Consider the following 15196-nt stretch of genomic DNA (forward strand, 5'->3'; position numbering starts at 1 on the left):
GTCCAAATATTTTTCTAATGACAGAAAAAGACTTTCTTCCCAACGCGTATGCTAATTTGCCAGCAAGAGGAAAAGTAAAATGGAAAGCCCCCAGTAATATTGCTTTGGTAAAGTATTGGGGAAAAAGAGCAAATCAAATTCCGGCCAATCCTTCCATCAGTTTTACATTGGATGCCTGTGCAACCACAACATCTGTTGAGTACACTAAAAAGGAGGATATTTCACAATTCTCTTTTGATTTGTTTTTTGAAGGAAAGCCCAAAGAAGATTTCAAACCCAAGATCCTAACCTTTTTTGAGCGAATAGAAGAATACTTGCCGTTCCTAAAAAAATATCACTTTATAATTGAAACCTCCAACTCCTTTCCTCATAGCAGTGGCATTGCTTCGTCTGCTAGCGGAATGGCAGCTTTGGCACTATGTTTAGTGGACATTGAGAAAAGTATAGATAAAGGTATTACGGATACTTTTTTCTTGAAAAAAGCATCTTTTTTAGCACGTTTGGGTTCAGGAAGTGCATGTAGAAGTGTTAAAGGTGATCTGGTCCAATGGGGAGAGCACAAGGGTATTGCTGAAAGCTCCAATCTATATGGGGTTGACTACCCCTTTAGAGTTAATCCCGTTTTTAAAAACTTTCATGATAGTATTTTGTTAGTGCACAAGGGGCAAAAACAGGTCAGTAGTACTGTGGGCCATAATTTAATGCATGACCATCCTTATGCTGAAAGGCGCTTCGCGCAGGCACATGATAATTTGGATAAACTTAAAAAAGTGTTTGAATCTGGTGATTTGGAGGAATTTGTCAATATTGTTGAAAGTGAGGCTTTAACCTTACATGCCATGATGATGACCAGCATGCCTTACTTTGTTTTAATGAAACCAGATACGTTGCAAATCATCAATAAAATCTGGAATTTTAGGGAAGAAACCAATGTGCCCATTTGCTTTACATTGGATGCAGGCGCAAATGTACATGTGTTATATCCAGAATCGGTAAAGGAGAAAGTAACCCAATTTATTCAGGATGAATTGGTTGCGCATTGTGAGAATGGTCATTATATTTGCGACCGAATTGGGAGCGGAGCAAAAAAATTAATTGTTCATGAGGAGTAATTAAGAATGATGAACGACGTTAATTAAAGTCGATTGACGTTTTAAAGTAAGGAATAGCTATTTAAAACAAATATTGTTTATCTTTAAAACGCTTTGCATTAAACAAAATTGGATTTATATCTTTGTATCAATCAATGAAAGGACCCTTATTTTATTCTAAAATTCTACTTTTTGGTGAGTATGGGATTATTAAAGATTCCAAAGGACTTTCTATTCCTTATAATTTTTTCAAAGGGGCTCTAAAGACAGATGAAAACCCATCTGATTTGGCTCAAAAATCAAATGAAAGTTTAACGGCATACGTTCATTACCTTTCAAAATTGGAAAGAGAAGAACAAGGTCTTGTTTCTTTTGATTTGGAAACCTTGGCCAATGATGTGGAAAGAGGAATGTATTTTGATAGTTCTATTCCCCAAGGTTACGGCATTGGAAGCAGTGGGGCTTTGGTGGCGGCTATTTATGATAAATATGCCACTGATAAAATAACGGTTCTCGAGAATCTGACCCGTGAAAAATTACTGAGACTAAAAGAGATTTTTGGAAAGATGGAATCGTTCTTTCACGGTAAATCTTCAGGACTTGATCCATTGAACAGTTATCTAAGTCTGCCAATCCTTATTAATTCCAAGGATAATATAGAATCCACTAGCATTCCTTCACAGAATATAGAAGGCAAAGGAGCGGTTTTTTTATTGGATAGTGGAATTACAGGAGAGACAGCACCTATGGTACAGATTTTCATGGAAAAAATGAAACAAGAAGGATTTCGTAGTATGATCAAAAATCAGTTCATTAAGCATACAGACGCTTGTGTAGAGGATTTTTTGAACGGAAATATGAAATCACTTTTTGGAAACCTAAAACAACTTTCCAATGTTGTGTTTGATAATTTCAAACCCATGATTCCATCTAAATTTCACAAACTTTGGCAACAAGGTATAGAGACCAATGATTACTATCTAAAGCTATGTGGATCTGGCGGTGGAGGCTATATTTTGGGCTTTACGCAAGATTTTGATAAAGCTAAGAAAGCCCTCAAAGGACACAATTTGGAAGTGGTCTACAACTTCTAAAACAATCAAATGCTTAATAGAAAAAATAAACTCCTGCTGTTTAAGCTATTGAGTTTGTTTTCCGTTGTCAGAGGTTATAACATTCTGGTTATTACACTGGCTCAATATTTAGCATCAATTTATATCCTTGCTCCAAATTTACCGTTAAGGACAGTAGTCTTGGACATCAATCTTTTTCTTATTGTCACGGCTTCCGCTTTGGTAATTGCAAGTGGATATATCATCAATAATTTTTACGATGCGGAAAAGGACTTGATCAATAAACCAACTAAGACCATGTTGGATAGACTTGTAAGCCAGCGGTTCAAGCTTACAACGTATTTCATTCTTAATTTTTTGGCTGTTCTTGCGGCAAGTTATATTTCGTTTAGGGCCGTAATGTTTTTTTCGTCCTACATTTTTGGGATTTGGTTGTACTCGCACAAATTAAAACGTGTTCCCTTTATAGGTAACTTGGTTTCGTCCTCTCTGGCAATAACCCCGTTTTTTGTTGTTTTTGTGTATTACGGAAACTTTGAGACGGTAATTTTTGTTCATGCCCTTTTTCTGTTTTTGCTGATTTTAGCGCGTGAAATGATCAAGGATCTAGAGAATATGGCGGGAGATATGGCCCAAAACTACAGAACAATACCAATAATCTACGGCGCCAAGGTTTCAAAAGCACTTATCGGGTTATTGATTATTTTAACTTTGGTCCCCTCACTTTTATTGATCAACACTTTTGATGTTGGTTATATGTATGTATATTTTTTGGCCTGCATTGTACTCTTGGGGCTTTTTATCATTTTGTTATGGAAGGCCACGGGTAAAAAGCATTATGTTTGGTTGCACAATATTCTAAAATTCATCATTGTCGCCGGTGTTTTTAGTATTTTATTAATTGATGTTGATTTGGTTTTAAATCGAATTTTATAATGGAAAACCTGTTGAAAGTGGCAATGGCACAGATTGCCCCAGTTTGGTTGAACAAACAAGCAACCATAGAAAAAATTGAAAATGCAATACAAGAAGCGGCAAAGGAAAAAGCGGAACTGATTGTTTTTGGCGAGGCTTTCTTACCCGGATATCCCTTTTGGCTGGCTCATACGGAAGGAGCAGCTTGGGACTTGAAAGTCAATAAGGAATTACATGCCCATTATACCAGAAATTCAATTCAGATTGAAGAAGGCGAATTGGATACAATTTGCAAATTGGCCAAAGAAAATGGGATGGCAATATATTTGGGTATGATGGAGCGGGCCAAAGATCGTGGCGGTCATAGCTTATATTGTTCTTTGGTGTATATAGATCAAAAAGGAGAGATAAAATCCGTACACAGAAAGTTACAGCCTACCTATGACGAGCGCCTTACTTGGGCTCCCGGCGATGGCCATGGACTAAAAGTGCATCCATTAAAACAATTCACGGTCGGGGGGCTTAACTGTTGGGAGAATTGGATGCCTTTACCACGTGCAGCCTTATATGGCCAAGGAGAAAATTTACACGTAGCCGTATGGCCGGGAGGGCTGCATAATACCAAAGACATTACCAGGTTCGTTGCTCGGGAGTCTAGGAGTTTTGTGATTTCGGTTTCTTCGTTGATGAACACTTCCAACTTTCCCAAAGACACTCCGCATTTGGATAAAATCTTGGAAAAAGCACCAGAGGTGCTTGCCGATGGAGGTTCCGCTATTGCGGGCCCAGATGGGGAATGGATTGTTGAACCAGTTGTGAATTCTGAAGGATTGATCTACCAGACCCTGGATTTTAATCGAGTTTATGAAGAAAGACAAAATTTTGATCCTGTTGGACATTACTCTAGGCCAGACGTAACCAAATTATATGTAAATAGAGAAAGACAATCCACTGTAGACTTCAAAGATTAGTTTTAGGGTCGTGGCCTGATCATACATATAAAAACGACCCTAATTAATGACCAAGGCCGCTTTTATATATATGCATTGCTATCTTTAGTCTTTTATTCTCTTATAGGTATCATGTTGGAAATATCCACAGGAAAGCTGTCATATTTATTATATAGTTTTAAATATTTTTCTGGGTCAATGGGAACTTCATTTAACGTTTCGTGCAAACCTTTAAAGAATCCTTCCCGCTTTTGAGAAGGGTTGAAAATTAATGTCAGTTTTACGGTTTCATTAGTGTCGTTTTTAAATCCATGAGGCGTAAATCTGGGAATATATGCAACAGTTCCTGGTTCAGCTTGATATTCTTTGTCTGCAACTTGCATGGTTAAAACGCCTTCGTTCACAATAAAAGTTTCATCCATAAATCTATGGTAGTGTAATTTTGCGCCTATAGCCATGGGGGGCAAAGAGATTTCATAAATACCCAATTGATCATTGGACATTTTACTGGTGACTTTAAATGTTATTGAAATAGTGTTTAGCTCAAGTTTTTCTCCTTCATTTGGTTTGATGATGGTTGCATTATCTTTTAAGTCGTCTTCAAAGTAATTTTCTTTAATTGTATTCATTGCTTAGTTTTTTGAATGATTGGTTGATACTGTTTTGTAATACGAGTTTATTTTGTTCCACTATGCTGCGGTCACCTGTGCCTTCCAATGAAAACAGTTCTTTGGTCTTTATTCCCATATGTCCCAAAATTGCCTGAAGGTATGGTTCTTGAAAATCGTACTGCTCCATTGGCGAACCTTTATAGGTGCCTCCTTTTGCGGTTATCAGATAAGCTATTTTCTTTTCCAGCAAACCGTAATAACCACCTTCATTGATATTGAAAGTATGTCCAATCCTTACAATTTGGTCCAAATATGCTTTTAGGTTAGAAGGAATGTTCAAATTGTACAAAGGACTATTGATTAAGATTTCATCAGCAGATTTTAATTCTGCAATTAGTTCATCCGATAGAGCAGTGGCTTTTTTATGTTCTTGAGTCATGGACTCAACCGGAGTATAAAATCCCTCAATAGTGTTGTTTTGAATATGAGGTAATTGTTGTTTTGCAAGGTCTCTGCGAATAACTGCTCCTTCAGGGTTTGCTTTTATCCAGTTTCTCTCAAAGTGATCCGCTAGCTCCCTAGAGTGAGAACCAGTAATCCTGGAGCTGCAATCTATTCGTAATAATGTTTTCATCTATTGATGTTTTAAATTCAATAGAATGACAAAACGGAAAGAAAAAACGTGACGGATTTATAGAAAAAGGGATTTTAGTTTATTTGGGTCAACTATAGAGTAGATGCTTTTGATTTTCATTCCTTCCAATTCAAAAACTTGGCAATTATATAAAAGTTCATTTTGATAATATAAGATTGCAGGTTGATGATTTACAGAACTGATTCTAAATTTAAGTCCGGTTAAAAAGGCCCTATATACATATAATAACAATTTGGAAGTGTTGGTTATCCCCGTTGTCAGCTCCCTTACTACTTTAATGTTTTTACCGCCATCGGCAGCCAATAGAATATCTTCCGACAGCAGTTTTTCCAGAGCGGTAATGTCTCCATTTTTTATTGCATGGATGTAATGCTCTATAGGTTCAATGTTTTGCGCATGATTGTTAAGATTGCCTGTCTTATGGTTTGCCATCTTTGCTTTTGCCCTGCTTAACAGTTTTCTGGAGTTTTCGATTGTGAAACCAATGGTTTCTGCAATTTCTTTGTGAGAATAGTCAAAAGCTTCTTTTAAAATGAAGACAGCTCGCTCTTTTGCCGTTAGCTTTTCAAGAAGAACAAGCATTGAGTAGGACAATATCTCTTCTTTGTTAATGTTTTCGTCTGCATTTTCTGTTGAAAATGGTTCAGGTAGGTATACGTTGTTTGTTGTGAATTTATCTCTCTTCTTTCTTAGATTAATAGATTGGTTGATTACCGATTTGATTAAATACCCAAACTCATTTTCAATGTGCTCCTTATCTATGGAAAGGTATTTTACCAGAATATCTTGAACAGCATCTTTTGCATCTTCGGATGAGCCAATAATATTATAGGCGTAGGGGAATAATTTGTTTTGATAATTTTTCAAACCTGGTATTTATGTTATGTGGGTATGACAATTTGAATAATAAAAACGTGACATTTTGATTGAAATTGGTGATTAGGACATGAACTTTTTTTTGCACAACGCATACTTGAAGTTCGGAAATTTTATCAAGCCTGCCCAAGGATTACCAATCTGTATTTTTAGGCAATAGAAAACACTACCTTTGCAAAAAATTAATGACTGATGGCGAAATCAGACTATAACAGAGACCGAAAATCTTCCAACAGAGCAGGAGGGGACAACAAGAGAAAGCAGTTTTCCAAAGGAAAACCACCCAGAAAGAAAACTACACCACAAAAACCATCCAATCCAGATGAGATTAGATTAAACAGGTATGTGGCCAATGCGGGCGTATGTTCCAGAAGGGAAGCAGATACCTATATTGCCGCAGGGAGTGTTTCGGTCAATGGCAAGGTGATATCAGAAATGGGCTATAAGGTTAAACGAACAGATGACGTTCGTTTTGATGGCCGAAAACTGAACCCAGAAAAGAAAGAATATATTCTACTTAACAAACCCAAAAACTTTATCACCACCACAAATGATGAAAAGGGAAGGCGTACGGTAATGGAACTCATTTCCAGCGCTTCCAAATCCCGTTTGTTGCCCGTTGGGCGTTTAGACAGAAATACCACGGGACTTCTACTCTTTACAAATGATGGGGATATGACCAAAAAGTTGACCCACCCCACACATGGCGTTCGCAAAATCTACCATGCACACTTGGACAAAAACCTAACGCTAGCAGATTTGCGCAAGATAGAAGAAGGATTGGAACTCGAGGATGGAACTGTACGAGTGGATGACATCAGTTATATTCAAGGAGCACCTAAAAGAGAAATAGGAATTGAGATCCATAGTGGACGCAACCGCATTGTCCGCCGTATTTTTGAGCATTTAGGCTATACCGTGACCAAGTTGGACCGGGTTATTTTTGCGGGCTTGACCAAAAAAGATTTGCCACGCGGCCATTGGCGTCCTTTAACAGAACAAGAGGTCATTAATTTGGGGATGATCAAGTAATTTTAAGGGGAAGATTTTCCGGATTTCACTTATCGTTGTATGGTGTCGTAGCATCCCGCAGGGTGCTATGCACTATACCCATTGTTGGGGTGTTGTTTTTATTTCTTTTCTTCTTCAATTTCTGGTTCAGTTATCTCTGGAACTTCAAATATCATGGGAACATTTGATTTTAAAGCTTTTCCCGCTGCAATTGCCTGTCTAAACTTGAGGTTTGGAAGAACGCTTGCAATACCTTGACCAAAATAGTTCGAGAGGAATTCACTACTGGTTTTGTCAAATTCCTGAAATGATATAATTGTATTGCATTGAGTTAGTACAGTTTTTGAAACATTGGCTGTCCTTTGAGCAATTACCATTAAACCAACATCATATTTACGTCCTTGTAATGCAATTTGAGCAATACTGTTAAGTAAAGACTGTGAGGATTTGTCTGCTATGCCAACAAAATTCCATTCTGGAATTACTGTATGTGCTTCTTCAAGTACTATGCAAACTTTGTGTCCAAAGCACTTTTGAGACTTTGCTATTACGAACAAAGCTTTAAATAGCTGTCTAGTATACTCCAAAATACTTGCAGTATTGGAAACATCAGGAAGTTCAAAAATGCTAATTCTAGAATCATCGGTTTTTAAAAAGGTTTCTAGAGCATGATTTAAAGTTGACTTAATAAACTCGTCTGCCTTCTTTAATTTTTCCTTATCCTGCTGATTTCCGAACTTTTCTAATTCGTTTGAGACCCATTCAAATGTTTTGTAGAGTTCATCATCCTTGTCTTCCGCAACAATTTTTGCTGGAGTTAAGTCTGCAAATTTTCCTTTGTATTCTCCTGTAAAATCAATGCAGATAACTTTGATTGTCTCATCCTTTAAATACTCTCTAATAAGATTACGGGCAAATATTGATTTACCTGTACCTGTCACTCCAAGAACTGCTGTATGGTGCGTAAGGGCCAACTCCTTATCTATTATTACTGGGAAATTGGTATTAGGGATATGTCCAATCTGGAATTCTGTATCAGCTATTGCAACATCCTGAATTTTTGAAGAAATATAGACAGGAGAGTTTATTTCAGGAACCCATCCAAACTGTTCGAACCTTACTTTTTCATGATTCCAAGTTCCTAATTGTATTGCTTCTCCAACTATTAAACCTGTTTCATTTTTGTTTTCTAGTTGCTCAATTCTAGTTATTCCTTCTACAATTTGATAATAAACAGAGGTGCCTTTAACTCTAACTTCTAAAAGTTGGCCATCTTCAACAGAGGCCTTGGAATTATAAACGAATTTGATTTTTTGAATTGAAGAGTTTTCGGTAATTATACCTACAAATGTTTCTAGATATTCATTCTCTGGAACATCAGAGATTTTGTAAATGATATCGTCAGTATGCCCTTTAAGTATAGGCTTATTTTCAAAAATTTTATTGATTTCAGCAGTCGTTAAAACCTTTATCCATTGTTGTTCATTTAGCAGATAAGTGTCTAAGATTATGCCTTTTCTAACTTGACGAGTATCATCAATAGAGTAAACAAACTCAACAAAATCGAAGAGCTTAATTGTCTGTTTTCGTTCTGAAAATAATTTGACAAGAAAAGTGTTTTTTGATTGAACACCCAAGATTGAACCGAGCGCATTTTCTTGTTTTTCTGATTCTTTTGGTTCAAATAGATTATTGAAGATAACTGCAATTGCTGGAATGTTGAGTATCATGAAAATAACCCAATACAATAGCAAAGCGTTAAATCCGTCACTTCCTAATCCAAATTGATTTAATGCTCCCCAAAGAAAGAAAGCCGAGAATAGTGTTTGAGGTTTTCCTATTTCTCTATTTACTCTTGAAAAAAATTGTATCCATTTATTCTCTTGAGTTAAAGGATTATTTCTCACCCACATTAATATGTAGCTACTCAGGGCTAGATACAAGGTTATTCCAAGGAAAAGCCAAAAGACCCAATTCCTATTTTCTTCAGAAATTAATAGGAGAGATATTCCTGCGGTAACGGCATTTATAAAAATACTTGAGTCCTTCGAAAAATGAGGTTGGTCAATTAAGGAAAGTAATATTAAAAGTAAAAATCCCGAAGTGAACCAAAAGTCATTGAGTAAGAAATCAAAATCATGCGTAACGAATCTTCCTACTCCAATTAAAAGAAGTAAAGAGAGTCCGAGAAATATGAGCCTTGTTCTCTTATTCATTTTTTTGTGTCTTTAGTCAATGCACCCCAACTATAAAGGATATGAAATCGTTGATAATGATTTATATCCATCAGATAAGTGAAGTTAGCGAATTTTAGTTTTAAATACCTTCTTGAATTAACAGAAACCCCTTACAAATAAATTATTATAAAAGAAAGTTAGATGGTACCCGCCGAACAAATCATTGTTGCCAATCCAGAGCTGTTTCCATTTTTTTCTTGATCCCTTCCAAACACAAATTCCCCAAACTGCCCTCATGGGAATGTTTTACATTTTTTTTGGGCTTAAAGGTTCCTGCTTCAATTTCTGCCCCCATTTTTTTGTAGGCATCTCTAAATGGCATGCCGTTGGTAACCATTTCGTTTAACGTGTCTACACTAAAAAGATAATCGTATTTGGGGTCGTCTAAAATAGTGGTGTTGACCTTTATTTCCTTTAAGCTAAAATGCATCAGTTCCAAACACGCCTTTATATCTTGAATGGCAGGAACGATCACTTCCTTGACCAATTGCAGGTCACGATGATATCCACTGGGCAAATTATTGGTAATCAAGGTCAATTGATTGGGTACCGCTTGGATTTTGTTGCATTTGGCCCGTATGAGTTCAAAAACATCCGGGTTCTTTTTATGGGGCATAATGCTACTGCCGGTGGTCAACTCATCCGGAAAAGAGATGAAATCAAAATTCTGGCTCATGTACAAACAGATGTCCATTGCTAATTTTGACAATGTTGAGGCTACACTGGAAATCCCAAAGGCGGTGGCTTTTTCTACTTTTCCACGCCCCATTTGGGCTGCCACCACATTGTATTTCAAGGTTTCAAAACCCATTGCCGATGAGGTGAAAGTTCTGTCTATAGGAAAGGAACTACCGTAGCCAGCAGCACTGCCCAAGGGGTTTTGGTCAGCTATTTTGTATGCGGCATGTATAAAATAAAGGTCATCAATTAGGCTTTCCGCGTATGCCGAAAACCAAAGTCCAAAAGAAGATGGCATGGCAATCTGTAAATGGGTATAGCCAGGAAGCAAAACGGATTGGTGTTTTTCTGCCAAATTCAATAACAGATCAAAGAGGATTCTAACTTCACTTTTGATTTCCGTCAATTCATTTTTAAGGTATAGTTGCATCGCCACCAACACTTGATCGTTTCTAGAACGTGCCGTATGGATTTTCTTTCCTGTATCGCCCAGTTTTTCAATGAGCAAAAATTCTATTTTGGAATGCATGTCCTCAAAGTCATCTTCAATGGTGAACAATCCATCTTCAATACTGTTTGCGATTTTATCCAACTCTGTTACCAAGCTATCGGCCTCATCTGTGGTAATCAACCCCACGTTGCCAAGCATTTTGGCGTGCGCTTGCGAAGCAATGACATCATATTTTGCCAAGAGCAAATCCAGTTGCCTGTCGTTACCGACCGTAAAATGGTCAATTTTTTTGTCTGTACTGAATCCTTTGTCCCAGAGTTTCATAGTTTCAATTTAGTGGTATGTGTCAATTTTAGTAAAACGTCCATGGCTTTCTTCGCATCTAGCTTGTCTATAAAGATGTGGTCATGATAATATGCGGCAACTACATTACAACTGATTTGTTTTTCTGCCAGAGCATTTGAAACTGCAGCGGTGAGCCCAACGGATTGCAAAGAAGAATGAACCATTAGGGTAATACATGAGGCAATATAGTCGTAATTGAGATGTAGCTTATCCGCATTTTCCTTTTTTAAAATGAGGGTGATTCCTTCTTTTTCTTTAAAAGTACCGTGAACGACGGTCAGGTCTATTTGAAAAGATTCTGGCACACTGACAAAAACGTAGCTTTCTTCATGAAGAACGGGTTTCATTTTAGATAAAATTGCGACTAGATTTGTTTCTCCTGACATTGAACTACGAATTAATTAGAAACCCTCTTAAAATTTTGATGTACAAGTCTATTCCTTCCCCAATTTCGTTCACATAAATGAATTCATTGGCAGAGTGTGACCTGGTGCTATCTCCTGGCCCCAATTTTACAGATTGGCAACTTAAAGCGGCCTGGTCTGATAGTGTAGGGGAGCCATAGGTTTTTCTTCCCAATGCAATACCGCTTTTCACTAAATCATGTTCAGGGTCTATGGCGGAAGAGTTTAATCGTAACGAACGAGGCGTCATTGTACAAGGCGCTTCATTTTGTAGGATATTGGCAATTTCTTGATTGGAATAACAATCATTGACGCGTACATCTACCACCAAATCTACTTGTGCAGGTACCACATTATGTTGATTTCCCGCATTGATTTGGGTCACCGTTAGTTTCACCTCGCCCAAAGCATCAGAAATCTTTTCAAAAGAATAATCTTTAAACCAATCAAGGACTTTAATGGTATTGTATATAGAATTGTTGGTATTAGGATGTGCTGCATGAGATGGGGTGCCCTCTACAACGGCATCAAAAACAATGAGGCCTTTTTCGGCTATGGCCAAATCCATTAAGGTGGGCTCTCCCACAACGGCAACATCAATTTTAGGAAGAATGGGCAATAATGCTGTTAAGCTCTTTTCACCGGCATCTTCTTCTTCGGCAGTAGCTGCCATGATGATATTATGCGTCAAATGTTCTTGCTCATAAAAATGTACAAAAGTGGCCAAAAGAGAAACTAGGCAACCTCCAGCATCATTACTGCCCAAGCCAAACAATTTTCCGTCTTCAATATGCGGACTAAAAGGGTTCTTGGTGTATGCACTATTGGGTTTTACGGTATCATGATGGGAGTTTAAGAGCAAGGTGGGCTTGTTTTCATCAAAGTGCTTGTTAAAGGCATATATGTTGTTAAATTGTCTTTGGGTTTTAACACCAAAGCTCGACAACCATTCTGTAATTGCTTGTGCGGTTTGATCTTCTTCCCCAGAAAAAGAAGGGGTGGCAATCAGTTGCTGAAGCAGCTCGATAGCTCTTTTGGTCAATATTTCTTGATTGATGTTCATAAGGTCAATGTGGTGAAATTTGTAGTTGTTCCTTGAAGCATGGTACTATCTCCGATACAGACTTGCTTTACATTCTTTTGAAGCGCTTGGAAGCAATTGTGCATTTTTGGAAGCATCCCATCCGCTATTACTCCATCTGCTAAAAGCTCATTGTATTTTTTGGAATCTATATGTTCAATTACCGAGTTTTCGTCATCAATGTTTTGCAATACACCTTGCTTTTCAAAACAATAATATAAGGTAGTTTCAAATTGGGTTGACATGCCAGAAGCTAATTCAGCTGCTATTGTATCTGCATTGGTATTGAACAGCTGTCCTTTGCCATCATGACTCAACGCACAGAAAACAGGTGTAAATTCTGCGTTTAATAAACTGGAAATGTTGTTTGAGTTTACAGCATCCACATCTCCAACAAGGCCAAAATCAATTTCTTTGACAGGTCTTTTATGTGCCACAATTGAATTTCCGTCTGCCCCGCTCATTCCAATGGCATTGCAATTAAGGGCTTGAAGCTGTGCAACTATTTTTTTGCTCACCAACCCACCATAGACCATGATCGCAACATCTAGACTTTGCGCATCCGTTATTCTGCGACCGTTTGTCATTTTGGCTTCGATACCTAGCTTATTGCCAATCTCAGTCGCTTTTTTGCCGCCGCCATGGACCAAAATTTTGAGTCCGTCCATATTGGAAAACAATTCCAACAAATATGAAAGCCCTTGTTCATCTTCAATAATATTGCCTCCTATTTTTACAATGGATAATTTAGTTTTCATGGTTCTCCAATATTTTTTTCAAGACCAGTTGCGCTGCAAAGGTTCTATTGTTTGCTTGCTCTATTACCAGGGATTGGTTTTTGTCCAAAACAGCATCTTCAACCACAACATTTCTGCGAACAGGAAGGCAGTGCATAAATTTAGCGTGACCCAATTTTTTTTCTGTCATCATCCAGTTGGTATTCTGATGCAGAACTTGCCCATAGTCTTCATAACTGCTCCAGTTCTTTACATAAATAAAATCTGCATTTTCCAAGGCCGTCTCTTGATCATATTCAATTTGGCAGCCATTGGTGATTTCTGGATTTAACTCATATCCTTTGGGATGTGTAATGATGAAATCGGCTTCTTGTTTTTTCATCATCTGCACAAATGAATTGGCTACTGCATGTGGCAAAGCTTTTGGATGGGGCGCCCATGATAAAACCACTTTAGGCTTTGATTTGGTTTTATGCTCGGCCAGGGTAATGGCATCTGCAAGGGCCTGTAATGGGTGGGCCACCGAGCTTTCCATATTCACTATTGGGATAGATGCATGTTTTGCAAAGCCGGTTAGCACCTCTTCCGCTTCATCCGTTATCTTATCTTCTAATTTGGCAAACGCCCTTATGGCAACAATATCGCAGAACTGAGAAACTACCCTGGCAGCTTCTTTAATATGTTCAGAGGTTCCCTGGTTCATCATGGTTCCATCTTCATATTCCAAGGCCCAACCCTCGCTGCCAAAATTCATGATCATGACTTCCATTCCCAAATACATTGCCGCTTTTTGGGTGCTCAATCGTGTTCTAAGGCTATTATTAAAAAATAGTAAACAGATTGTTTTTTGTTTGCCCAAATGTTGAAACCCATAGGGACTTTTTTTCAATGCTATTGCTTCATCAACCCAATTGGGAAGAGAATCAATATCGTTTATGGATAGGTAATGTTTCATTATAATTCTTTTTTTAGGGCTTCAAAGAATAAATCAATATGCGTTTTAGTAATGTTCAGGGCCGGTAAAAACCGGAGCAATTGCTTGTTTTTTGCCCCACCGGTAAAAACATGCTGATTGTAGATCAACTTTTTCCTTAAATCGGCAACCTCAAAGTTAAATTCAAGCCCCAACATTAACCCTCTCCCCTTTATTTTTTTTATCTGTGGAATTTCTAATGCTTTTTCTTTGAAATAGATTTCCAAAGCCTCTGCATTTTTAATCAAACCTTCTTTTTTCAATACTTCCAAAACGGCCATGGTAGCCGCACATGCCAAATGATTGCCTCCAAAAGTAGTTCCTAAAAGCCCATAACTTGCTTTGATAGTTTTATGGATTAAAACACCGCCAACAGGAAAACCATTCCCCATTCCTTTTGCTATGGTAATGATATCTGGTTGAACAGTATGATGCTGAAATGCAAAAAACTTACCACTTCGACCAAAACCGGATTGTACTTCGTCCGCAATTAAAACAACGCCATTTTCTTTACATTTTTCTGCAATAAATTGATAGAATTCTGTTGTAGGTTCATCCAACCCCCCAACGCCTTGAATTGCCTCTAAAATTACTGCACAGTATGCATTTGAAGTAATTGCATTTTCAAATCCTTTGAAGTCATTTAATGAAAGAAAAGTTACTTGTTGTTGCTTGTTTATTGGGGCAATTATATTGGGATTGTCCGTTGTGGCCACTGCAGCGGAGGTTCTGCCATGAAAACTATTGTTAAATGCGATGACTTTGGATTTTCCAGTTTTAAAGGAAGCCATTTTCAGTGCATTTTCATTGGCTTCTGCGCCAGAATTGCACATAAAAAGATTATAGTCTTCGCATTCAGAAGCTACTCCTAATTTAGTGGCAAGTTCTTGTTGCAAGGGGTTTTGAACAGAGTTGCTATAAAATCCGATATTATCCAACTGCTCTTTAAGTCGGTTTACGTAATGTGGATGCGAATGTCCTATAGAAATCACAGCGTGCCCGCCATAAAAATCAAGATATTTTTGGCCCTTGTTATCTATTACCTCAATACCTTTTGCAGATACTGGAGTAACATCATAAAGTGGGTATACATCAAATAGCTCCATAA

At 37.7% G+C, this 15196-nt stretch carries 15 protein-coding genes; 5 read left to right on the top strand and 10 right to left on the bottom strand.

What is annotated here, in order from left to right:
• The first annotated feature begins 17 nt into the window (after positions 1–17).
• The 4 genes from DKG77_RS05515 (at position 18) to DKG77_RS05530 (ending at position 4050) form a co-directional block, all read left to right on the top strand.
• Positions 18–1112 (top strand): diphosphomevalonate decarboxylase, encoded by a 1095-nt coding sequence (locus DKG77_RS05515; protein ID WP_109660961.1) that lies wholly within the window; start codon positions 18–20, stop codon positions 1110–1112.
• A gap of 134 nt (positions 1113–1246) precedes the next feature.
• Positions 1247–2185: a mevalonate kinase family protein gene (locus DKG77_RS05520; RefSeq protein ID WP_109660963.1), complete on the top strand. Its 939-nt coding sequence runs from the start codon at positions 1247–1249 to the stop codon at positions 2183–2185.
• Positions 2186–2194: 9 nt separating this feature from the next.
• Complete coding sequence (locus DKG77_RS05525; protein WP_109660965.1) at positions 2195–3100, top strand: geranylgeranylglycerol-phosphate geranylgeranyltransferase; 906 nt, start codon at positions 2195–2197, stop codon at positions 3098–3100.
• Positions 3100–4050, top strand: a complete 951-nt coding sequence (locus tag DKG77_RS05530; RefSeq protein WP_109660967.1) for a carbon-nitrogen hydrolase family protein — start codon at positions 3100–3102, stop codon at positions 4048–4050. Before DKG77_RS05525 ends, DKG77_RS05530 begins: the two co-directional genes overlap by 1 nt.
• 92 nt (positions 4051–4142) lie before the next feature.
• Here the strand turns inward: DKG77_RS05530 and DKG77_RS05535 are convergent, their stop codons facing one another.
• The 3 genes from DKG77_RS05535 to DKG77_RS05545 are packed head-to-tail and all read right to left on the bottom strand — an operon-like array spanning position 4143 to position 6162.
• Positions 4143–4658: a cupin domain-containing protein gene (locus DKG77_RS05535; protein WP_109660969.1), complete on the bottom strand. Its 516-nt coding sequence runs from the start codon at positions 4656–4658 to the stop codon at positions 4143–4145.
• The gene (locus DKG77_RS05540) at positions 4645–5274 is read right to left on the bottom strand and encodes an FMN-dependent NADH-azoreductase (protein WP_109660971.1); all 630 of its coding nucleotides are present in this window, start codon (positions 5272–5274) and stop codon (positions 4645–4647) included. The genes DKG77_RS05535 and DKG77_RS05540 overlap by 14 nt, the downstream gene beginning before the upstream one ends.
• Positions 5275–5331: 57 nt before the next feature.
• On the bottom strand, positions 5332–6162 hold the full coding sequence (locus DKG77_RS05545) for a sigma-70 family RNA polymerase sigma factor (RefSeq protein ID WP_109660973.1): 831 nt from the start codon (positions 6160–6162) through the stop codon (positions 5332–5334).
• A gap of 201 nt (positions 6163–6363) precedes the next feature.
• Between DKG77_RS05545 and DKG77_RS05550 the strand changes: the two genes are divergently transcribed.
• The gene (locus tag DKG77_RS05550) at positions 6364–7203 is read left to right on the top strand and encodes a pseudouridine synthase (protein ID WP_109660975.1); all 840 of its coding nucleotides are present in this window, start codon (positions 6364–6366) and stop codon (positions 7201–7203) included.
• A 98-nt stretch (positions 7204–7301) separates the two neighbouring features.
• Here DKG77_RS05550 and DKG77_RS05555 read toward each other — a convergent pair whose 3' ends face one another.
• The 7 genes from DKG77_RS05555 to DKG77_RS05585 form a co-directional block, all read right to left on the bottom strand.
• On the bottom strand, positions 7302–9398 hold the full coding sequence (locus tag DKG77_RS05555; RefSeq protein WP_109660977.1) for an ATP-binding protein: 2097 nt from the start codon (positions 9396–9398) through the stop codon (positions 7302–7304).
• A gap of 181 nt (positions 9399–9579) precedes the next feature.
• Positions 9580–10872, bottom strand: coding sequence for an argininosuccinate lyase (gene argH, locus DKG77_RS05560; protein WP_109660979.1), 1293 nt, complete (start codon positions 10870–10872; stop codon positions 9580–9582).
• The gene (locus DKG77_RS05565) at positions 10869–11279 is read right to left on the bottom strand and encodes an ACT domain-containing protein (protein ID WP_109660981.1); all 411 of its coding nucleotides are present in this window, start codon (positions 11277–11279) and stop codon (positions 10869–10871) included. The genes argH and DKG77_RS05565 overlap by 4 nt, the downstream gene beginning before the upstream one ends.
• Positions 11280–11283: 4 nt before the next feature.
• The gene (locus DKG77_RS05570; RefSeq protein ID WP_207785435.1) at positions 11284–12360 is read right to left on the bottom strand and encodes a M20 family metallo-hydrolase; all 1077 of its coding nucleotides are present in this window, start codon (positions 12358–12360) and stop codon (positions 11284–11286) included.
• Positions 12357–13136, bottom strand: a complete 780-nt coding sequence (gene argB / locus DKG77_RS05575; RefSeq protein WP_109660983.1) for an acetylglutamate kinase — start codon at positions 13134–13136, stop codon at positions 12357–12359. Before argB ends, DKG77_RS05570 begins: the two co-directional genes overlap by 4 nt.
• Positions 13126–14070, bottom strand: a complete 945-nt coding sequence (locus tag DKG77_RS05580) for a Rossmann-fold NAD(P)-binding domain-containing protein (RefSeq protein WP_109660985.1) — start codon at positions 14068–14070, stop codon at positions 13126–13128. The genes argB and DKG77_RS05580 overlap by 11 nt, the downstream gene beginning before the upstream one ends.
• Positions 14070–15194, bottom strand: a complete 1125-nt coding sequence (locus DKG77_RS05585) for an aspartate aminotransferase family protein (protein WP_109660987.1) — start codon at positions 15192–15194, stop codon at positions 14070–14072. The genes DKG77_RS05580 and DKG77_RS05585 overlap by 1 nt, the downstream gene beginning before the upstream one ends.
• Positions 15195–15196 lie beyond the last annotated feature (2 nt).

The sequence above is a fragment of the Flagellimonas aquimarina genome (assembly GCF_003149745.1).
Taxonomy (GTDB): Bacteria; Bacteroidota; Bacteroidia; order Flavobacteriales; family Flavobacteriaceae; genus Flagellimonas; species Flagellimonas aquimarina.